This is a genomic window from Streptomyces mabaensis (assembly GCF_053763515.1).
This window is the reverse complement of the sequence record NZ_JBSOPZ010000040.1, coordinates 24535-42920: the sequence shown is the minus strand read 5'-3', so window position 1 is coordinate 42920 and position 18386 is coordinate 24535. Positions and strand designations below refer to the sequence as shown.

Genomic DNA, 18386 nt, shown 5'->3' with positions numbered 1-18386 from the left:
CCCTTCGTCTGTGCCGGGAGGTACCGGCCGTCAGTTGTGGCCGAAGCGACGCTGGTGCTTACGCGCGACGTCCGCGGGGCTGCCCTGTGCCTTCGACTGGATGTGCTGCGCCGCGTCCATCGACGAGGACTTGGCGTGCTGCGATCCGCGCTCCGCGGCAGAGGTGCGGTCCTGTTGGCTGCCCTTGCGGTTCTTGTTCTTGGCCATGGTGGTGCCTCCTGCGGGGAATCTAGGGGCCAGGGCCGGGACCAGACTCACACAACCGAACAAACTGCGCATTTTGGATCATTGCTGTGTGTTATCGCGGTCCGTGCGGGAACAACTTCGGGATAACTTCGGCATCCGCCGCGCCGATGATCGAGTTCCGGCCGTTAACCCCCGTACGGTCGGGCAGACTCGAAGGAAACCCGATGCAACCGTTCCCGAAAGAGGGTGGAACGCGTGGACCGCTGCGTCGTCCTGGTGGACGCCGGCTACCTGCTGGGCGCCGCCGCGAGCCTTCTCGCCGGAGAACCTTCCCGCTCCCGCATCACGGTCGACCACGCCGCCCTCATCCAGGGGCTGCGGGAGCGCGCCGAAGCGGACACGCAACAACCGCTGCTGCGCATCTACTGGTTCGACGGCGCCCCCGACCGGGTCCCGCAGCCCGAACACCGGCGCCTGCGCGTCATGTCCCGCGTCACGGTCCGGCTGGGCGCCCTGACCCGCAGTGACGGGCGCTGGGCGCAGAAGGGCGTCGACGCGGCCATGCACGCGGAACTCACCGAACTGGCCAGAAATCGCGCTTGTTCCGATGTGGTGCTGGTGACCGGCGACGGCGATCTGCTGCCCGGCCTGATGTCCGCCAAGGAGCACGGCGTCGCCGTACACCTGTGGGCGGTCCAGGCCGCCGACGGCGACTACAACCAGTCCGAGGACCTCGTCGCCGAGGCCGACGAGCGCCGGGTGCTCGACCGGATCTGGATCACCCGGGCCGTACGCGCCAAGGAACTCACCGGAGTCTGCGCGCCGCCGCCCGCGACGCGCCCCGAGATCGCGGCGATCCTGTCCGCCCCGCTGCCCGAGTCCGCGCTCGCGGAGGCGACCCGCAACGGCACCGCACCCGCGCCCGCCGCGAACGGCACCCCGGCCGCGCACACCCAGGCGTCGCCCGGCACCAAGGGTGTCCCCACTCCCAAGGACCTGGCCGGCCTGCGCGGCCCCGGTTCGCAGCCGGTGCACCACCCCGCCAATGCGACCCTGCGGTGGTCCTCCGACAAGGGGTGGATCGAGCGCGGCGGCCCGCTCGGCGAGCCCGCCGAGACCGCCTCGCTGCCCACCCTGGCCCAGCTGACCAGTGCCGAGCAGCGCTGGGCGGACCGCGAGGAGGACATCACCACCGTCGGCGGTGACCCCTTCGAGGTCGGGCAGGTCTTCGCGCGCCGCTGGATGGAGCGGCTGCCGGAGACCGTCCATCTGCAGACGCTGTCGACCATGTACCCGCGGATTCCGCACCGCATCGACGGTGAACTCCTCCGGTACGCGGCCAGATTCGGCCTCCTCGCCCACAAGGACGACCAGATCGACGAGCACGACCGCTATGCGATCCGGGCAGGGTTCTGGCGCGAAATCGACGTCCGGGCGGCGGCCGAGCACACCGCGGCGGGCCCGGACAGGACTTAGCGCCCACGCGCTCGCCGCCCCCGTTCGCGCAACCCGGGCGCGTTCCGTACGGCGGAACCCCGTAGGCTCATCCCTCGTGAGTACGGGCACAGCACAGGCGGGACGCGGCCGCGCGGCCGGAACGGCGCAGGCCCCGGTCGTGTGCGCGGTGCGTGACCTGGTCAAGACGTATCCCGCTGTCCGCGGCCGCCGCGGCGCCCCCGCCACACCGGAAGTGCGCGCCACCGACGGAATCTCGCTGGACGTCCGCCGAGGCGAGATCTTCGGCCTGCTCGGACCCAACGGCGCCGGCAAATCCAGCCTCGTACGCCAGCTGACCGGACTGATGCGGCCCGACTCCGGCAGCGTGCGGATGCTCGGGCACGACCTGGTGGGGCACCCGGAGCGGGCGGCCCGGCTCATCGGCTATCTCGGCCAGGAGTCGACCGCGCTCGACGAACTCACCGTCTCCCTCGCCGCCGAGACCACCGGGCGGCTGCGCGGGCTCGACGCGCGGGCCGCGCGGGCCGAGCGGGACGCCGTACTGGACGAGCTCGGGCTGACCGAGCTCGCCGGGCGTCCGCTGAAGAAGCTGTCCGGCGGACAGCGCAGGCTCGCGTGCCTGGCGGCGGCGCTCGTCGGCGAGCGGCCGGTCCTGGTGCTGGACGAGCCGACCACCGGTATGGACCCGGTGGCGCGGCGCGCCGTGTGGGCCGCCGTCGACCGGCGGCGCGCGGAACGCGGCGTGACGGTGCTGCTGGTCACCCACAACGTCATCGAGGCCGAGACCGTGCTGGACCGGGTCGCCGTCCTCGAACGCGGCAAGGTCATCGCCTGCGACACCCCGGCCGGGCTCAAGGCGCAGGTCGCCGGCGAGGTACGGCTGGAGCTGGTCTGGCGGGAGCGGGCACCGCTCGACGTCCCCGAGGTGGCCGCGCTGCGCGGCTCCGCCCAGGAGTCCGGCCGCCGCTGGGTGCTGCGGCTGGCTCCCGACGAGGCGCGGGCGGCGGTCGCCGCGGTGACCGGGGGAGCGGCCTTCGCGGCGCTGGACGACTTCACCCTCACGACGCCGAGCCTGGAGGACGTCTACCTGGCGCTCGGCGGGCGTACCAAGGGGCTGGTGAAGGCGTGAACCCACCTCGCAGGAACGTGAACGCAGGGACATGGGACAGGAGCACCACAGCGTGAGTGTCGTGCCCGCCGAGGCGGTGACCGGAAGGCAGGCCCCCGCGCACAGCGCGGAGGCGGTGGCCGCGCAGGAGGCTGCCCCGCTCGCGCCGCGCGCACGGCTGCTGCCGTCGCTCGTGGCCGTGTACCGGGCGCAGCTCTCGCGCGCCCGGGTGGCCCGTATCCCGCTGCTCTTCGTGGCCACCTTCCAGTCCGTCGGGATCATGGTCCTGATGCGCGGGGTCGTCGACGGCGGTTCCGAGGCGCGGGCCGTGGTCGCCGGGTCCAGCGTGCTCGTCGTCGCGTTCGTCGCGCTCAATCTGCTGGCGCAGTACTTCGGGCAGCTCCGGGCCGGCGGCGGCCTCGACCACTACGCCACCCTCCCGGTGCCGCCCGCCGCGGTGGTGCTGGGGGCGGCGGGCGCGTACGCCTCCTTCACCGTCCCCGGGACGGTGGTCACCGCGGTCGTGGGCTCCACGCTCTTCCAGCTGCCGATGACCCACCTGTGGGTGCTGGCCGCCGTCATCCCCCTCTCCGGCGCCGCCCTGGCCGGGCTGGGCGCGGCGCTGGGGCTGCTCGCCCCGCGCCAGGAGCTGGCCACGCTGCTCGGGCAGCTCGGCATGTCCGCGGCCCTGCTGCTGGGCGTACTGCCGCCCGACCGGCTGCCCGGCGTGCTCGGGTGGGCGCGGGATCTGCTGCCGTCCACGTACGGGGTGGAGGCGTTCGCCCGTACGTTCGACCGCCACCCGGACTGGCCGGCGGTCGCGCTGGACCTCGCGGTCTGCGCGGGCGTGGGCGTGGTCTCGCTGGTGGCCGCCACCTGGGCGTACCGGCGCGCGGCCGTCCGCTGACCCGATCGGACGTCCCGCCTCCGGGTGAGCGACGGCCGCCTGGCACGATGGCAGGGTGACCGCACCTCTGACACCGCCTCACGAGCAGCCCCCCAACGATCCCTGGCAGCAGCCGGCCGCCGGGGGCTCGCCCTACCACGCATCGGCCGAGGCAGTGCCGGACGACGGGCCCGGGACGGCCGTCGAGGTGCGGCAGGCCGCCGTGGTGACGGTGATCGTGGCCGCCACCGGTGCGCTGCTCGGGCTGCTGTGGCTGTGGCTGGCGCCGCGGGTGCAGCTCGTCTCGGACGGTGAGGCGGTCTTCCTCAAGGACACCGAGGGGGAGGCGGCGGTCGGCGCGGACGGCACGTTCATACTGCTGGCGCTCGCTTTCGGCGCGGTGAGCGCGGCCGCGGTCTTCTGGTTCCGCCGGCGCGGCGGGGTACCGATGGTGGTGGCCCTGGCCGTGGGCGGCCTGCTGGGCTCGGTACTGGCCTGGCAGCTCGGCGTCCATCTCGGCCCCTCGCAGGACCTGGTCGCGCAGGCGAAGGCGGCGGGCAAGGGCGTGCCCTTCGACTCGCCGCTCGAACTGGTGGCGAAGGGGGCGCTGCTGGCGTGGTCGATGGGCGCGCTGGCGGTGCATCTCGCGCTGACGGCGGTCTTCACCCCGCGCGACCCGGAACCCCAGCTCTCCTGGGGCCCGCCGCCGCAGTAGACCCTGTCCGGGCGCCGGCCGTCCGCGCCTGCCGCACAAGCCCGGCAAGATCGGCCGTGCAGGGCCTACGCGCGGGCGATGGGGGCCAGGGTCGCGTTGGTCAGGGTGGCCAGGGTCGACGGCGGGAGTTCGATCTCCAGGCCCCGGCGGCCCGCCGAGACGCAGACCGTGTCGTGGCCGGCCGCCGACGCGTCCAGTACCGTGCGCAGCTTCTTGCGCTGACCCAGGGGCGAGATGCCGCCCCGTACATAGCCCGTCGTGCGTTCCGCCGCCGCCGGGTCCGCCATCGCCGCCCGTTTGCCGCCGACCGCCGCCGCCAGGGCCTTCAGGTCCAGCGAGCCGGAGACCGGGACGACCGCGACGGTGAGTTCCCCGTCCACGTCCGCGATCAGGGTCTTGAAGACCTGGTCCGGTGAGACGCCCAGCGCCTGCGCCGCCTCCTCGCCGTAAGAGGCGGCCGCGGGGTCGTGCTGGTACGCGTGGACGGTGAAGTCGGCGCCCGCGGCGGTGAGGGCGACCGTCGCGGGAGTGCCGGCGGACTGCTTCTTCTTCTGTTTCGCGGCCAAGGAGCTTCTGCCTCGCGTCAGTTGGGGCTGGTCGGAGTCCGGGTCAGGTCGATGGCCGGCAGCGACGGCAGGTGGCGGATCACCGCGGTCTCGGAGCGCAGCAGCTTCAGTTCCTCCGCGAGCCGGCTTGCCGTGTCCGGCGCCTGGAGCAGCCGCTGCTTGGCCGGGGTGTCCAGCACCGCGGCCGCCGCGACCAGGTACGAGACCACCGACGGCTCGTCCGGCAGTTCCGCGCCGGTGGACAGCGACCGCTCCCGCGCCCCGGCCAGGCGCTTCTGGTAGTTGCGGAAGGCGCGCAGCACCCCCTCGGCCAGCGCGCCCGCGCCTTCGCCCGCGTCCTCGGGGAGTTCCTCGATCTCGGCGACGAGGTACGGGCCGGTCGCGTCGACCGACAGCAGGCGGACCCGCGTGGTACCGGTGGCCAGCACCTCGAAGCCGCCGTCCTCGCGCTCCCGGATGGTCGCGGCGTCCGCGACGCAGCCCACCGGGTGGAAGGCCTGGATCGGGTCGTCGCCGAAGCCCGCCGCCGGGCCCCGTTCGGGCACGGCCGTCTGGTCGGGCAGGCCGGGCGCGGTCGGCGCGACCTCCCGGCCGTCCTTGATCGCGACGACGGCGAACCGGCGCGGCTCGTCCTCATCGGCCTTCAACAGGTCGCACATCATGGCGCGATAGCGCTCCTCGAAGATGTTCAGGGGCAGCACGAGGCCCGGGAACAGTACCGAGTTCAGCGGGAAGAGCGGGAGCCGGGCGGTGGTCACAGCGCTCAAGCGTAATGGCCGCGGCGGCGGATCCGTCCGGCCCGTCCACCCACCGGGACCTGGGGAGCCGTCCGGGAGCGCACGGCGTCGCGTACGGCGAGGAAACGGCCGAGCGGATCGTCGGTGAACACGTCCCAGGGGAACGACGTCGCGTACGGGCCGATGAGCCGGAACTGCTTCGACGCCTCGGCCCACCGCTGCCGCGCCAGGAGGACGTACGCCAGTACGTTGCGGACCTCGGCGGGCCAGGGGTCGCCGGCCACGTACTGCGCGGAGAGCGCGATCGCGAGGTCGGCCGCCCGGTCGATCCGGCCGACGGGTACGGGCGCCGCGCCCCCGCCGGTGAGGCACGCGAGCGCGGCCCGCAGCGGGAGGGCCTGGACCAGGGAGCCGGGCCGGGTGTCCTCGGCGGCCCGCTCGGCGAAGTCGAAGCACTCGTGCGGGGAGCCCTGGACGGAGAGGTAGAGGAGGGCGGAGACATGGCAGCCGTAGTGGTGCGGGGCGCGCCGCACCGCCTGCGCCCACAGGGGCGCGAACGCGTCGGGCGCGGCCTCGGTGCCGCACGCGTGGTCCAGGGCTATCCGCCACGGCACCGGGTCCCGCGGGTCGCCCCCGGCGGCCGCGGCGCGGATCAGCGGCGCGGCCTCTCGCAGGAGTTCGGCGCGGGCCGGTGACTCCCAGCCCCGGCGGACCGCGAGCTCGGCCGCGACCAGCAGGGCGTCGGGGTCGCGGGGCGCGGCGGCCAGCCAGCCGGCGAACCACTCGGGGCGGCGGTGGGCGAAGGCGGCGAGCCGGACGGCGTACCGGTCGCGGTTCTCCCACTCCGCGTGCTCGCGGGTCAGTGCGAGAAGCCGGGCGGCCTGCCCGTACTCGCCCCGCCCCGCCGCGACCAGCGCCGGAGCGAGCCGCGCGTCGGGTGCGTCGAGCAGCACCTCATCGACGGGCGAGCCGGGCGACGGCCGGATGGCGGCCGGACGGTGACCGCGGTGGAAGAGCATGGTCGAACCATTCAAAACCGCAGGTCGGGCGCGTGTCACCAGTTTTCTGTGAAGCTTTGGTGGCGGCGATTTGGTTGTAGCGGCGAGAGTCAAGAGAGAGTAAAGAACAGAGAGTGAAGAACGGACCGGTCAGCCGCGCCGCAGGAGACGTGAGGCACCCGCCGCGACCGTGGTGGCGAGGATCCAACCGAGCAGGATCAGCGCCGCCGCGGCCCACTGCCAGCGGCCCTCGACCCGCCAGTAGCCGTCCTGCCCGAGATTGATCACCGGGAGCAGCAGGTCCAGCGCGTACAGGGAGGCGTTCCACTCGGGGTGCTCGTCCGACTTGATCGCCGCCGGATCGTACCGGGAGAACGCCACCGCCCCCGCCGCCCACAGCACCGCCATCCACAGCGCTGCCCGGCCGGGCCGGTATCCGTACGCCACCGTCCAGTCCTGCAGGAAGCCCCACAGCTTCGCGGCCAGCGGCAGCGTCTCGCGGCGTCTGCGCTGCTTGGCGAGCAGCACCTCGCGGGCATCGGCGTCCTCGCCGCTGTTGCGCAGCACGGTGGCCAGCCGCTCGTACGGCTCCGGGGCGTACTCGGGCGTCGCCGCCTCCACCCACTCCAGGCGCCGCGCGAGCGGGAAGTGCCCGCGCGGGACCAGGTTCTCGTAACTGAAACCGCCCATCGCGAAGCCGCCGGGCCCCGGCCAACTGGTCGATTTGTCGACGAGGTTGACGACCCTGGCGCCGGACAGGACCACCCGCCCCCGCTCCGGCCGCTCGCCGAGGAACCGCAGCTCGGGCGTCTGTATCCGGCGCAGCGACACCTCCTGGTCGTTCTCCAGGGTGAAGCGCGCCCGGTCGAAGTCCACGGCGTCACCGAACCGGCCGTCGTCCAGCCGTATCCCGCCCTGGCACTCGAAGCGCTGCACCCGGGTACCGCGCAGCGGGGTGTTGCCGATGCCGTACGGCGGCGTGCCGCCGTTGCCGGCACCGCTGAGCGCGATGGCCGTCATGTACAGCGTGCGCTCGACGGTCAGCTGCGGGGCGTTGAGCGCCCGGCGGCCGTACGGATTGCGCAGCCGGCTCCCGCGCAGACTGAGCGAGACCCCGACCTTGGCGCCGCGCAGGCTCAGCTCGCCGTACGACTCGATCATCTCCGCCTGGAGATCCTGGGCGACCGACAGGCCGTCCGCGGCGATGGAGCGCCCCTTGCGGTCCCGGTGGACGACGATCTGGCTGATCAGCAGGTCGGTGCCGATGTGGGCGTCGGTCAGCCGGATTCCGCCCGCGACCCGGCAGCGCGGCATGTGCAGATCGCCCTCGGTGTGCAGCCGGGCCGCCTCGATCCGGGGGATCGCGCAGCCCACCATGCGCAGGGTGGTGAAGCGGGCCTCCGGCACCAGCAGCTCATTGTCGAACCGGCAGGCGTTGAGTTCGACGTACGGCTCCACCGTGCCGCCCGAAAGATCCAGCGTGCCGGTGATCCGTACGCCCCGGAGCTTGAGCGACGCGACGCGCCCGGGCTGCGCCGGCGGGCCGCTGAGCAACAGCAGGGCGACGGTGTCGGCGCGCACGCTGCGCTCCGGGCCCCAGGGCAGGTTGGACATCGGGTCGTTCTGCTGGATGTCCGGGGTACTGAGATCGCAGGTGCTCCCGGTGCGAAACGCCTGCCACATGCGCCGTTCCTGCGGGCTCAGGTCGTCGGGCATGTCGTCGCCGCGCGGCTCGGTCAAGGCCGCCCCTTTCCGCGATTTCGTACAGCCGTTCTTCCCGCTGTGTGACGGGCTGAACGCTAGTGGTCATGAGAGACGTGTGGGGCGCGTATCAGCCAGTGATACAGACGTCCGGCGGTCTGGGACGGTCTGAGAGAATTGGCCACGTGATCTCACGTATCGACCTGCGCGGCGACGCCCTCCCCGAGGGTGCCGCCCTGCGCGACCTGCTGCCCCGTGCCGAGTTCGACGTGGAAGCCGCCCTGGAGAAGGTGCGGCCCATCTGCGAGGACGTACGCCATCGTGGCACGGCGGCGCTGATCGAGTACGCGGAGAAGTTCGACGGCGTGCGGCTGGAGCGCGTACGCGTTCCGGCCGAGGCGCTCGCCGAGGCGCTGGAGCGGCTGGATCCCGCCGTCCGGGCCGCCCTGGAGGAATCCATCCGGCGCGCCCGCATCGTGCACCGCGCGCAGCGCCGCGCCGAGCACACCACGCAGGTCGTGCCCGGCGGCACGGTCACCGAGAAGTGGGTGCCGGTCGAGCGGGTCGGGCTGTACGCGCCGGGCGGCCGTTCCGTGTATCCGTCGTCCGTGGTCATGAACGTGGTCCCGGCGCAGGAGGCGGGCGTCGAGTCCATCGCGCTGGCCTCCCCGCCGCAGAAGGAGTTCGGCGGCCTGCCGCACCCGACGATCCTCGCCGCCTGCGCCCTGCTCGGCGTCGACGAGGTGTACGCGGCCGGCGGCGCCCAGGCCGTCGCCATGTTCGCGTACGGCACCTCGGGCCCGGACGGGTGCCCCCCCGCCAACATGGTCACCGGCCCCGGCAATGTCTGGGTCGCCGCCGCCAAGCGCTACTTCACCGGCCGGATCGGCATCGACACCGAGGCCGGCCCCACCGAGATCGCGGTCCTCGCCGACTCCACGGCCGACCCGGTGCACGTCGCCGCCGACCTGATCAGCCAGGCCGAGCACGACCCGCTCGCCGCGGCCGTCCTGGTCACCGACTCGCTCGAGCTGGCCGACGCGGTCGAGAAGGAGCTGGAGCCGCAGATCGCCGCGACCAAGCACGTCGAGGACCGGATCGTGCCGGCCCTGTCCGGCAAGCAGTCCGCGATCGTCCTGGTCGACGGCATCGACGAGGGCCTGCGGGTCGTCGACGCGTACGGCGCCGAGCACCTGGAGATCCAGACCGCCGACGCCGCCGCGGTGGCCGCGCGGGTCCGCAACGCGGGCGCGATCTTCGTCGGCCCCTACGCGCCCGTCTCGCTCGGCGACTACTGCGCCGGCTCCAACCACGTCCTGCCGACCGGCGGTTGTGCCTGCCACTCCTCCGGGCTGTCCGTCCAGTCCTTCCTGCGCGGCATCCACCTCGTGGACTACACACGCGACGCGCTGGCCGAGGTCACCCACCACGTGGTGACGCTCGCCGAGGCGGAGGACCTGCCCGCGCACGGCGCCGCTCTCAAGGCAAGGTTCGGCTGGAAGGTGCCCGGCAAGTGAGCATCGGAATCGACGACCTCCCCATCCGCGACGAGCTGCGCGGCAAGTCGCCGTACGGCGCGCCCCAGCTCGACGTACCCGTACGGCTGAACACCAACGAGAACCCCTACCCGCTGCCCGAGCCGCTGGTCGAGCGGATCGCCGAGCGCGTCCGCGAGGCCGCCCGCCACCTCAACCGCTACCCCGACCGGGACGCGGTCGAGCTGCGCACCGAGCTGGCGAAGTACCTGACGCGCACGGCCGGGCACCCGGTCTCCACGGCCAACGTCTGGGCTGCCAACGGCTCCAACGAGGTCATCCAGCAGCTTCTGCAGACCTTCGGCGGCCCCGGCCGCACGGCCATCGGCTTCGAGCCGTCGTACTCGATGCACGCCCTCATCTCGCGCGGCACCGGCACCGGCTGGCTCTCCGGACCGCGCCGCGAGGACTTCAGCCTGGACGTGCCCGAGGCCGCGCGGACCATCGCCGAGCAGCGGCCCGACGTCGTCTTCATCACCTCGCCCAACAACCCCACCGGTACGGCCGTCGACGCCGGGACCGTGCTGGCCCTGTACGAGGCGGCGCAGGCGGCCAAGCCGTCCCTGGTGGTGGTCGACGAGGCGTACGGCGAATTCAGCCACCACCCCTCGCTGCTGCCGCTCATCGAGGGCCGGCCGAATCTCGTCCTGTCCCGCACCATGTCCAAGGCCTTCGGCGCGGCCGGACTGCGTCTCGGCTACCTCGCCGCACACCCCGCCGTCGTCGACGCCGTACAGCTGGTCCGCCTGCCGTACCACCTGTCCGCCGTCACGCAGGCCACCGCGCTCGCCGCGCTGGAGCACACCGATACGCTGCTCGGGTACGTCGAACAGCTCAAGGCCGAGCGGGACCGCCTGGTCACCGAGCTGCGGGCGCTCGGCTTCGAGGTCACCGAGTCGGACGCGAACTTCATCCAGTTCGGCCGCTTCGCGGACGCCCATGCGGCCTGGCAGGAGATCCTCGACCACGGCGTCCTGGTCCGTGACAACGGCGTACCGGGGCGGCTGCGGGTCACCGCGGGCACCCCGGCCGAGAACGACGCGTTCCTGGAAGCGGTTCGCACAGTCAAGAAGGAGCAGAGCGCATGACTCGCGCGGGTCGCGTAGGAAGAATTGAACGGACCACCAAGGAGACCTCGGTCGTCGTCGAGATCAACCTCGACGGCACCGGCAAGGTCGATGTGTCGACCGGGGTCGGGTTCTACGACCACATGCTCGACCAGCTCGGCCGCCACGGCCTCTTCGACCTCACGGTCAAGACCGACGGCGACCTGCACATCGACTCGCACCACACCATCGAGGACACCGCCCTCGCCCTGGGCGCCGCCTTCAAGCAGGCGCTCGGCGACAAGGTCGGCATCTACCGCTTCGGCAACTGCACCGTGCCGCTGGACGAGTCGCTCGCCCAGGTCACCGTGGACCTCTCCGGCCGGCCGTACCTCGTGCACACCGAGCCGGAGAACATGGCGCCGATGATCGGCGAGTACGACACGACGATGACCCGGCACATCCTGGAGTCGTTCGTCGCGCAGGCGCAGATAGCGCTGCACGTCCACGTCCCGTACGGGCGCAACGCCCACCACATCGTGGAATGCCAGTTCAAGGCGCTGGCCCGCGCGCTGCGCTACGCCAGCGAGCACGACCCGCGCGCCGCCGGAATCCTGCCCTCCACCAAGGGCGCCCTGTGACCGGCCTTTCCACGGTCCTGATCGTCGTCGGACTCTTCCTCGCCGGAGGTGTCTACTCCTTCTCCAAGCAGCAGATGCCCAAGGGCCTGATCGTGCTGCTCGCCATCGGCTCGGCGATGTGCCTGCTCGCCGGCGTCCTGCGGATCCAAGGAATCTGGCAATGAGCGCAACCAAGAAGGTCGTCGTCTTCGACTACGGATTCGGCAACGTCCGCTCCGCCGAGCGGGCCCTCGCCCGCGTCGGCGCGGACGTCACCATCACCCGCGACTACGACGAGGCCATGAACGCCGACGGGCTGCTCGTCCCCGGCGTGGGAGCCTTCTCGGCCTGTATGAAGGGCCTCAAGGAGGCGCGCGGCGACTGGATCATCGACCGCAGGCTCTCCGGCGGACGCCCCGTCATGGGCATCTGCGTAGGCATGCAGATCCTCTTCGAGCGCGGCATCGAGCACGGTGACGAGACCGACGGCCTCGACGAGTGGCCCGGTACGGTCGCCCCGCTCAAGGCCCCGATCGTGCCCCACATGGGGTGGAACACGGTCAAGGCCCCGGCGGACTCCGAGCTGTTCGCGGGCCTCGACGCCGACGCCCGCTTCTACTTCGTGCACTCGTACGCGGTGCACGACTGGACCCTCGAAATCACCAACCCGAAGATCCGCGCCCCCCGGGTCACCTGGGCCACACACGGCGAGCCTTTCGTGGCGGCCGTGGAGAACCGGGCCCTGTGGGCCACCCAGTTCCACCCCGAGAAGTCCGGCGACGCCGGAGCCCAGCTGCTGACCAACTGGATTGGGACCTTCTGAACATGGCCAAGCTCGAACTCCTCCCCGCCGTCGACGTCCGCGACGGTCAGGCCGTACGCCTCGTCCATGGCGAGTCCGGCTCGGAGACCTCCTACGGCGACCCGCTGCAGGCGGCCCTCACCTGGCAGCGCGCGGGAGCCGAGTGGCTGCACCTGGTCGACCTCGACGCCGCCTTCGGCACCGGGGACAACCGGGCGCAGATCGCCGAGGTCGCCCGTTCCATGGACATCAAGGTCGAGCTGTCGGGCGGTATCCGCGACGACGCCTCCCTCGCCGCCGCCCTGGCCACCGGCTGCACCCGGGTCAACCTCGGGACGGCCGCGCTGGAGACCCCCGAGTGGGTCGCCAAGGTCATCGCCGAGCACGGCGACAAGATCGCGGTCGGTCTGGACGTACGCGGAACCACGCTGCGCGGCCGCGGCTGGACCCGCGACGGCGGCGACCTGTACGAGACGCTGGCGCGCCTGGACTCGGAGGGCTGCGCCCGCTACGTCGTCACCGACATCGCCAAGGACGGCACGCTTCAGGGCCCGAACCTGGAGCTGCTGAAGAACGTCTGCGCGGCCACCGACAAGCCCGTCGTCGCCTCCGGCGGCGTCTCCTCGCTGGACGACCTGCGCGCGATCGCGTCGCTCGTCCCGCAGGGGGTGGAGGGCGCCATCGTCGGCAAGGCGCTGTACGCGAAGGCGTTCACGCTGGAAGAAGCACTGGCGGCGACTCGTTGAGCGAACGGAGTCGGATGACCGGCGAAGTGCGGCGCGTGCAGAGCGGAAGTCCCTGGGAGGAGACCATCGGCTTCGCTCGCGCCGTCGCGGCCGGCGACCGGGTCTCCGTATCGGGTACCACGTCCTTCAAGGGCCGGGTGCTTTACGGCGAGGGCGACCCGTACGAACAGACCAAGGTCGCCTTCGGCAACGCGCTGGAGGCGCTGGCGGAGTTCGGACTCGGCGCCGAGTCGGTCATCCGGACCCGCATGTACCTGACCCATGCGCGGGACGTCGACGAGGTGTCCCGGGCGCACAAGGAGCTGTTCGACTCCGTGCGCCCGGCCGCGACCCTTCTCGTGGTGGAGGGATTCGTCGACCCGCGCATCCTGGTCGAAGTGGAAGTCGAAGCATTCCGAGGAGCCCCTGAATGACGCTGGCCGTAAGGGTCATCCCCTGCCTGGACGTGGACAACGGCCGGGTCGTCAAGGGGGTCAACTTCCAGAACCTGCGGGACGCCGGCGACCCGGTCGAGATGGCCAAGCTGTACGACGCCGAGGGCGCCGACGAGCTGACGTTCCTGGACATCACGGCGTCCTCCGGCGACCGCGAGACCACGTACGACGTGGTGCGGCGCACCGCCGAGCAGGTCTTCATCCCGCTGACCGTGGGCGGCGGCGTGCGCACCGCGGACGATGTGGACAAGCTGCTGCGCGCCGGCGCCGACAAGGTGGGCGTGAACACCGCGGCCATCGCGCGCCCCGAGCTGATCCGCGAGATCGCGGAGCGGTTCGGCCGCCAGGTGCTGGTCCTGTCCGTCGACGCCCGCCGCAACGAGGCGGGGGCCTTCGAGGTCACCACCCACGGTGGCCGCCGCGGCACCGGCATCGACGCCGTCGAGTGGGCGCACCGGGCCGCCGAGCTGGGCGCGGGGGAGATCCTGCTCAACTCGATGGACGCCGACGGCACCAAGGACGGCTACGACACCGAGATGATCGCGGCGGTGCGCAAGCACGTCACCGTCCCGGTCATCGCGTCCGGCGGCGCCGGCAAGCTGGCCGACTTCCCGCCGGCGATCACGGCGGGCGCGGACGCGGTACTGGCCGCCACGGTCTTCCACTTCGGCGACCTGCGCATCTCCGAGGTGAAGGCCGCGCTGCGCGAGGCGGGCCACCCGGTGCGCTGACCCGGGGCAACCCCCGGCCCGACGGCCAGGGGGTATCGCGAGCTACGCCGGGGCGCAGTGTCTCCTTCGGTCGCGAGAACGTCGCGCTGCACGTGTACGGCTTCCCGTTCCGGACCTGAGAGGACCCCGACGATGCCCGCCAGCACGGGAGCCGGCACCGCCGTATCCGCGCCCAGGCCCGCGCCCCGGGAACGCCCCGCGCACCGGGACGGCAATGTGCTGCGGTGGCTCGGTGCTTACACCGCCTCGCTCGTCGGGGACAGCGTGTACTTCGTCGCCCTGTCCTGGGCCGCCGTCCAGGCCGGCAGTGCGTCCCAGGCCGGGCTCGTGCTCGCCCTCGGGGCACTGCCGCGGGCCGTGCTCATGCTCGGTGGCGGAGTGATCGCCGACCGGTTCGGGCCCCGGCGGGTCGTCATCGGCAGCGATCTCGTGCGGTGCCTGGTGATCCTCTCCGTGGCCGCGGTGCTGTTCGCCGCCCGGCCCGGGCTGTGGCTGCTCGCCGTGGCCGCACTGCTCTTCGGCGCGGTCGACGCGCTCTTCATGCCCGCGGTCGGCGCGCTGCCACCCCGGATCACCACGCCCGGGCAACTCACCCGCGTCCAGGGCCTGCGCGGCCTCGCGATGCGCGTCGGCAATGTCGCGGGCGCGCCGCTGGGCGGGCTGGCGGTCGCCGCGGGCGGGTCGGCCGCCGCGTTCCTGGTGGCCGGCGCGCTGTTCGCCGTGTCGCTGGCCCTGCTGCTGGCCGTACGGGTCGCCCCGCTGCCGACGGCGGGTCGGGAGCCCGGCCGGCGGGACACGCTGGGCCGCGATCTGGCCGACGGGCTGCGGTACATTCGCCGGCACCGCGTCCTCGCCCCGCTCGTGCTGGTCATCGCCATCGGCGACCTGGGCTTCGTCGGCCCGCTCAACGTCGGACTGACCCTCCTCGCCGAGGACCGCGGCTGGGGCGCGGCCGGCATGGGCTGGACCGTCGGCGGCTTCGGCGCGGGAGCGGGCGTGGCCTCGCTGTTGCTGGCCGTACGCGGGCGGCTGCCGCGGGCCGGTCTGGTACAGGGATGGTCACTGGCCCTCGGCGCGGTCGCGATCGGTGCGCTCGCCTTCGTGCCCTCCGTGCCCGCCGCGGCCGCCGTCGGCGTGGGCATCGGCCTGCTGGCAGGGCTCAGCGGCGCGCTGTGCCACGCCCTCGTACAGACCACCACCGACCCGGCCTACCTGGGCCGGGTCACCTCCGTCTGCAGCCTCTTCAGCCTCGGGGTCGCGCCGCTCAGCTTCCCGCTCACCGGTGCGGCCATCGGCGTGTGGGGCCTGCAGCCGGTGTTCGTCGCCAGCGCAGCGATCTGCGCGGTGAGCGGTGTCATCGGACTGTGCACACCGGCCCTGCGCCGCGCGGAACTGCCGTAACGGTCGACGTCAGGAGTGAAGGCGTCAGGACGTCAGGCCGAGCCTCGCCCCGTGCAGCTTGGCGATCGCCTCCTTGTCGCCGTCCAGCTCCACCCGAGCCGCGTCCTGCCGCCCGAAGGCGAACAGCGTCAGCTCACCCGGCTCACCCGTCACCGTGACCACCGGGGTGCCGCGGTGCGCCACCGCCGTCTGGCCGTCCGGGCGGCGCAGCACCAGCCCGACCGGCGCCTTGCGGCCCAGCACCCGCGCCACCTTCTCCAGGCGGCTCCACAGGACATCGGCGAACACCGGATCGAGATCGCGCGGCGTCCAGTCCTGCTGCGCCCGCCGGACGTCCTCGGCGTGCACGTAGAACTCCACCGCGTTCGCCGCCTCGTCGATCGGCTTGAGGGCGTACGGCGACATCCGCGGCGGCCCGGTGCGGATCAGCTGGATCAGCTCTTCGTACGGCTTCGACGCGTACTCCGCCTGCACCCGCTCCAGACGCGGCCTCAGCGCGCCGAGCAACAGCCCGCCCGCCGCGTCGGGGCGGCGCTCGCGCACCACCTCATGCGCGGCGAGATCGCGGGTCTTCCAGCCGTCGCACAGGGTCAGGGCATCAGGCCCGGCCGCTTCCAACAGATCGGCGAAAAGTAGCCGTTCACGCTTCGCATGGGTCGACATGGCTGCCAGCGTACGACCGGATGCGCAGCGCTGCCACGGCACCGCCCGCGGGCGCGGCCCGTCCGGCCCGGCCTGCCCGAGGCCGCAGCCTGTCCGCCCACCCGGGCCGCCCACCTGCCGGACATCCGCCCGCCGGGCCGCGCCGTCACGGCAGAATGGCCCCATGACCAGCACGACGCCCCAGACTCCTTCCCCGAGCGGCGGCCTGGACCCCGCCGTCGCCGCCCGCCTCAAGCGCGGCGCCGACGGCCTCGTCCCCGCGATCGCCCAGCAGTACGACACCGGCGAGGTGCTCATGCTCGGCTGGATGGACGACGAGGCGCTGCACCGCACCCTCACCACCGGCCGCTGCACCTACTGGAGCCGCAGCCGGCAGGAGTACTGGGTCAAGGGCGACACCTCCGGGCACGTCCAGCACGTCAAATCCGTGGCCCTGGACTGCGACGGGGACACCGTCCTGGTGAAGGTCGACCAGGTCGGCGCCGCCTGTCACACCGGCGACCGCACATGTTTCGATGCCGATCAACTCCCCCTTGGACAGTAGGTAGGCTCAGCCGCCATGGATCTCGAGACGTTCCGCAAGCTGGCCGCCGACCGCCGCGTCATCCCCGTCAGCCGCAGGCTGCTGGCGGACGGCGACACTCCGGTCGGGCTCTACCGCAAACTGGCCGCCGAGCGCGAGGGCACCTTCCTGCTGGAGTCCGCCGAGAACGGCCGCTCCTGGTCCCGGTACTCCTTCATCGGCGTACGCAGCGCCGCCACGCTCACCGCACGCGACGGCGAGGCCCACTGGATCGGCACCCCGCCGGTCGGCGTCCCGGCCGGCGGCGACCCGCTCCAGGCCCTGCGGGCGACCGTCGAGACCCTGCACACCCCCCGGGACCTGGCGGGCGGCCTGCCGCCGTTCACCGGCGGCATGGTCGGCTACCTCGGATACGACATCGTCCGCCGCCTGGAGAAGATCGGCGACAGCACGCGGGACGATCTGAAGCTGCCCGAGCTGACCATGCTGCTCACCTCGGACCTCGCGGTACTGGACCACTGGGACGGCACCGTCCTGCTGATCGCCAACGCCATCAACCACAACGACCTCGAAACGGGCATCGACGAGGCCTACGCCGACGCCGTCGCCCGCCTCGACGCCATGGAGGCCGACCTCGCCCGGTCGGTCGCCGGCGTCCCGGCCGCACTGCCGCCCTCCGAGCTGCCCGAGTTCTCCGCGCTCTGGGGCGGCGAGGCGTACCAGTCCGCCGTCGACGACATCAAGGAGCGCATCCGCGCGGGCGAGGCGTTCCAGGTCGTACCGTCCCAGCGCTTCGAGACGCCGTGCCACGCGAGCGCACTGGACGTGTACCGGGTCCTGCGGGCCACCAACCCGTCGCCGTACATGTACCTCTTCCGCTTCGACGGCTTCGACGTCGTCGGGTCCAGCCCGGAGGCGCTGGTCAAGGTCGAGGACGGGCAGGCCATGGTGCACCCGATCGCCGGCACCCGGCACCGCGGCGCCACCCCGCAGGAGGACCAGGCCCTGGCCGACGAGCTGCTCGCGGACCCCAAGGAGCGCGCCGAGCACCTGATGCTCGTCGACCTCGGCCGTAACGACCTGGGGCGGGTGTGCGAGCCCGGCAGCGTCGAGGTCGTCGACTTCATGTCGATCGAGCGGTACTCCCACGTGATGCACATCGTGTCCACCGTGACCGGCAAGGTCGCCGACGGCCGGACCGCTTTCGACGTGCTCACCGCCTGCTTCCCGGCCGGAACCCTCTCCGGGGCTCCCAAGCCGCGCGCCATGCAGATCATCGAAGAGCTGGAGCCCACGCGGCGCGGTCTGTACGGCGGCTGCGTCGGATATCTCGACTTCGCCGGCGACTCCGACACCGCCATCGCCATCCGCACTGCGCTGCTGCGCGACGGCACGGCGTACGTCCAGGCCGGGGCGGGTGTCGTCGCCGACTCGGACCCGGTTGCCGAGGACACGGAGTGCCGCAACAAGGCGGCGGCCGTACTGCGCGCGGTGAGCACCGCGAACCGCCTCCACGGTTCGTGAAGCGGT

21 protein-coding genes are annotated in these 18386 nt (G+C 72.6%); 15 read left to right on the top strand and 6 right to left on the bottom strand.

What is annotated here, in order from left to right:
- Positions 1-30: 30 nt before the first annotated feature.
- Complete coding sequence (locus tag ACWV17_RS28715; RefSeq protein WP_455354393.1) at positions 31-207, bottom strand: hypothetical protein; 177 nt, start codon at positions 205-207, stop codon at positions 31-33.
- Between the two features lie 225 nt (positions 208-432).
- Between ACWV17_RS28715 and ACWV17_RS28710 the strand changes: the two genes are divergently transcribed.
- The 4 genes from ACWV17_RS28710 to ACWV17_RS28695 all read left to right on the top strand — a co-directional run bounded on the left by ACWV17_RS28710 (position 433) and on the right by ACWV17_RS28695 (position 4353).
- Positions 433-1662 (top strand): NYN domain-containing protein, encoded by a 1230-nt coding sequence (locus ACWV17_RS28710; RefSeq protein ID WP_455354392.1) that lies wholly within the window; start codon positions 433-435, stop codon positions 1660-1662.
- Positions 1663-1738: 76 nt separating this feature from the next.
- Positions 1739-2773: an ABC transporter ATP-binding protein gene (locus tag ACWV17_RS28705; protein ID WP_455361945.1), complete on the top strand. Its 1035-nt coding sequence runs from the start codon at positions 1739-1741 to the stop codon at positions 2771-2773.
- 52 nt (positions 2774-2825) lie between these two features.
- Positions 2826-3659 carry an ABC transporter permease gene (locus tag ACWV17_RS28700; RefSeq protein ID WP_455354390.1) on the top strand — a complete coding sequence of 278 codons (834 nt, stop codon included), beginning with the start codon at positions 2826-2828 and terminating at the stop codon, positions 3657-3659.
- A gap of 55 nt (positions 3660-3714) precedes the next feature.
- Positions 3715-4353: an ABC transporter permease gene (locus tag ACWV17_RS28695; protein ID WP_455361944.1), complete on the top strand. Its 639-nt coding sequence runs from the start codon at positions 3715-3717 to the stop codon at positions 4351-4353.
- 65 nt (positions 4354-4418) lie between these two features.
- Here ACWV17_RS28695 and ybaK read toward each other — a convergent pair whose 3' ends face one another.
- The 4 genes from ybaK to ACWV17_RS28675 all read right to left on the bottom strand — a co-directional run bounded on the left by ybaK (position 4419) and on the right by ACWV17_RS28675 (position 8394).
- Complete coding sequence (gene ybaK / locus ACWV17_RS28690) at positions 4419-4919, bottom strand: Cys-tRNA(Pro) deacylase (protein WP_455361943.1); 501 nt, start codon at positions 4917-4919, stop codon at positions 4419-4421.
- A 17-nt stretch (positions 4920-4936) separates the two neighbouring features.
- Entirely contained in the window at positions 4937-5677 is a 741-nt protein-coding gene (locus ACWV17_RS28685; protein ID WP_455361942.1) for an LON peptidase substrate-binding domain-containing protein, read from the bottom strand.
- Positions 5678-5682: 5 nt separating this feature from the next.
- On the bottom strand, positions 5683-6675 hold the full coding sequence (locus tag ACWV17_RS28680) for a hypothetical protein (RefSeq protein ID WP_455361941.1): 993 nt from the start codon (positions 6673-6675) through the stop codon (positions 5683-5685).
- A 129-nt stretch (positions 6676-6804) separates the two neighbouring features.
- A complete protein-coding gene (locus ACWV17_RS28675; RefSeq protein ID WP_455361940.1) occupies positions 6805-8394 on the bottom strand; it encodes an oxidoreductase in 1590 nt (529 codons plus the stop codon).
- A gap of 146 nt (positions 8395-8540) precedes the next feature.
- Here ACWV17_RS28675 and hisD point away from each other — a divergent pair, with 146 nt between their 5' ends.
- The 9 genes from hisD to ACWV17_RS28630 all read left to right on the top strand — a co-directional run bounded on the left by hisD (position 8541) and on the right by ACWV17_RS28630 (position 15670).
- Positions 8541-9872, top strand: a complete 1332-nt coding sequence (gene hisD, locus ACWV17_RS28670; protein WP_455361939.1) for a histidinol dehydrogenase — start codon at positions 8541-8543, stop codon at positions 9870-9872.
- Entirely contained in the window at positions 9869-10978 is a 1110-nt protein-coding gene (locus ACWV17_RS28665; protein WP_455354383.1) for a histidinol-phosphate transaminase, read from the top strand. Before hisD ends, ACWV17_RS28665 begins: the two co-directional genes overlap by 4 nt.
- On the top strand, positions 10975-11577 hold the full coding sequence (gene hisB / locus ACWV17_RS28660) for an imidazoleglycerol-phosphate dehydratase HisB (protein ID WP_455354382.1): 603 nt from the start codon (positions 10975-10977) through the stop codon (positions 11575-11577). The genes ACWV17_RS28665 and hisB overlap by 4 nt, the downstream gene beginning before the upstream one ends.
- Positions 11574-11741, top strand: a complete 168-nt coding sequence (locus ACWV17_RS28655; protein WP_455354381.1) for a hypothetical protein — start codon at positions 11574-11576, stop codon at positions 11739-11741. The genes hisB and ACWV17_RS28655 overlap by 4 nt, the downstream gene beginning before the upstream one ends.
- A complete protein-coding gene (hisH, locus tag ACWV17_RS28650) occupies positions 11738-12379 on the top strand; it encodes an imidazole glycerol phosphate synthase subunit HisH (RefSeq protein WP_455354380.1) in 642 nt (213 codons plus the stop codon). Before ACWV17_RS28655 ends, hisH begins: the two co-directional genes overlap by 4 nt.
- A gap of 2 nt (positions 12380-12381) precedes the next feature.
- On the top strand, positions 12382-13104 hold the full coding sequence (gene priA, locus ACWV17_RS28645; RefSeq protein WP_455354379.1) for a bifunctional 1-(5-phosphoribosyl)-5-((5-phosphoribosylamino)methylideneamino)imidazole-4-carboxamide isomerase/phosphoribosylanthranilate isomerase PriA: 723 nt from the start codon (positions 12382-12384) through the stop codon (positions 13102-13104).
- Positions 13105-13118: 14 nt separating this feature from the next.
- Positions 13119-13517: a RidA family protein gene (locus tag ACWV17_RS28640; protein ID WP_455354378.1), complete on the top strand. Its 399-nt coding sequence runs from the start codon at positions 13119-13121 to the stop codon at positions 13515-13517.
- Entirely contained in the window at positions 13514-14269 is a 756-nt protein-coding gene (gene hisF, locus ACWV17_RS28635) for an imidazole glycerol phosphate synthase subunit HisF (RefSeq protein ID WP_455354377.1), read from the top strand. Before ACWV17_RS28640 ends, hisF begins: the two co-directional genes overlap by 4 nt.
- 132 nt (positions 14270-14401) lie before the next feature.
- Positions 14402-15670, top strand: coding sequence for an MFS transporter (locus ACWV17_RS28630; protein ID WP_455361938.1), 1269 nt, complete (start codon positions 14402-14404; stop codon positions 15668-15670).
- Between the two features lie 24 nt (positions 15671-15694).
- Here ACWV17_RS28630 and ACWV17_RS28625 read toward each other — a convergent pair whose 3' ends face one another.
- Positions 15695-16333, bottom strand: a complete 639-nt coding sequence (locus tag ACWV17_RS28625) for a TIGR03085 family metal-binding protein (protein ID WP_455354375.1) — start codon at positions 16331-16333, stop codon at positions 15695-15697.
- 163 nt (positions 16334-16496) lie between these two features.
- Here ACWV17_RS28625 and hisI point away from each other — a divergent pair, with 163 nt between their 5' ends.
- Together hisI and ACWV17_RS28615 are read left to right on the top strand one after the other, a co-directional pair.
- Positions 16497-16877 carry a phosphoribosyl-AMP cyclohydrolase gene (gene hisI / locus ACWV17_RS28620; RefSeq protein WP_455354374.1) on the top strand — a complete coding sequence of 127 codons (381 nt, stop codon included), beginning with the start codon at positions 16497-16499 and terminating at the stop codon, positions 16875-16877.
- Between the two features lie 15 nt (positions 16878-16892).
- The gene (locus ACWV17_RS28615; protein ID WP_455354373.1) at positions 16893-18380 is read left to right on the top strand and encodes an anthranilate synthase component I; all 1488 of its coding nucleotides are present in this window, start codon (positions 16893-16895) and stop codon (positions 18378-18380) included.
- The last annotated feature ends 6 nt before the right edge of the window (positions 18381-18386 follow it).

Coding starts and splice junctions, on each gene's coding strand:
- ACWV17_RS28615 (WP_455354373.1), top strand. CDS start 16,893: ATGGATCTCGAGACGTTCCGCAAGCTGGCCGCCGACCGCCGCGTCATC.
- ACWV17_RS28630 (WP_455361938.1), top strand. CDS start 14,402: ATGCCCGCCAGCACGGGAGCCGGCACCGCCGTATCCGCGCCCAGGCCC.
- ACWV17_RS28640 (WP_455354378.1), top strand. CDS start 13,119: ATGACCGGCGAAGTGCGGCGCGTGCAGAGCGGAAGTCCCTGGGAGGAG.
- ACWV17_RS28680 (WP_455361941.1), bottom strand. CDS start 6,675: ATGCTCTTCCACCGCGGTCACCGTCCGGCCGCCATCCGGCCGTCGCCC.
- hisB (WP_455354382.1), top strand. CDS start 10,975: ATGACTCGCGCGGGTCGCGTAGGAAGAATTGAACGGACCACCAAGGAG.
- ACWV17_RS28715 (WP_455354393.1), bottom strand. CDS start 207: ATGGCCAAGAACAAGAACCGCAAGGGCAGCCAACAGGACCGCACCTCT.
- priA (WP_455354379.1), top strand. CDS start 12,382: ATGGCCAAGCTCGAACTCCTCCCCGCCGTCGACGTCCGCGACGGTCAG.
- hisH (WP_455354380.1), top strand. CDS start 11,738: ATGAGCGCAACCAAGAAGGTCGTCGTCTTCGACTACGGATTCGGCAAC.
- ACWV17_RS28625 (WP_455354375.1), bottom strand. CDS start 16,333: ATGTCGACCCATGCGAAGCGTGAACGGCTACTTTTCGCCGATCTGTTG.
- hisF (WP_455354377.1), top strand. CDS start 13,514: ATGACGCTGGCCGTAAGGGTCATCCCCTGCCTGGACGTGGACAACGGC.
- hisI (WP_455354374.1), top strand. CDS start 16,497: ATGACCAGCACGACGCCCCAGACTCCTTCCCCGAGCGGCGGCCTGGAC.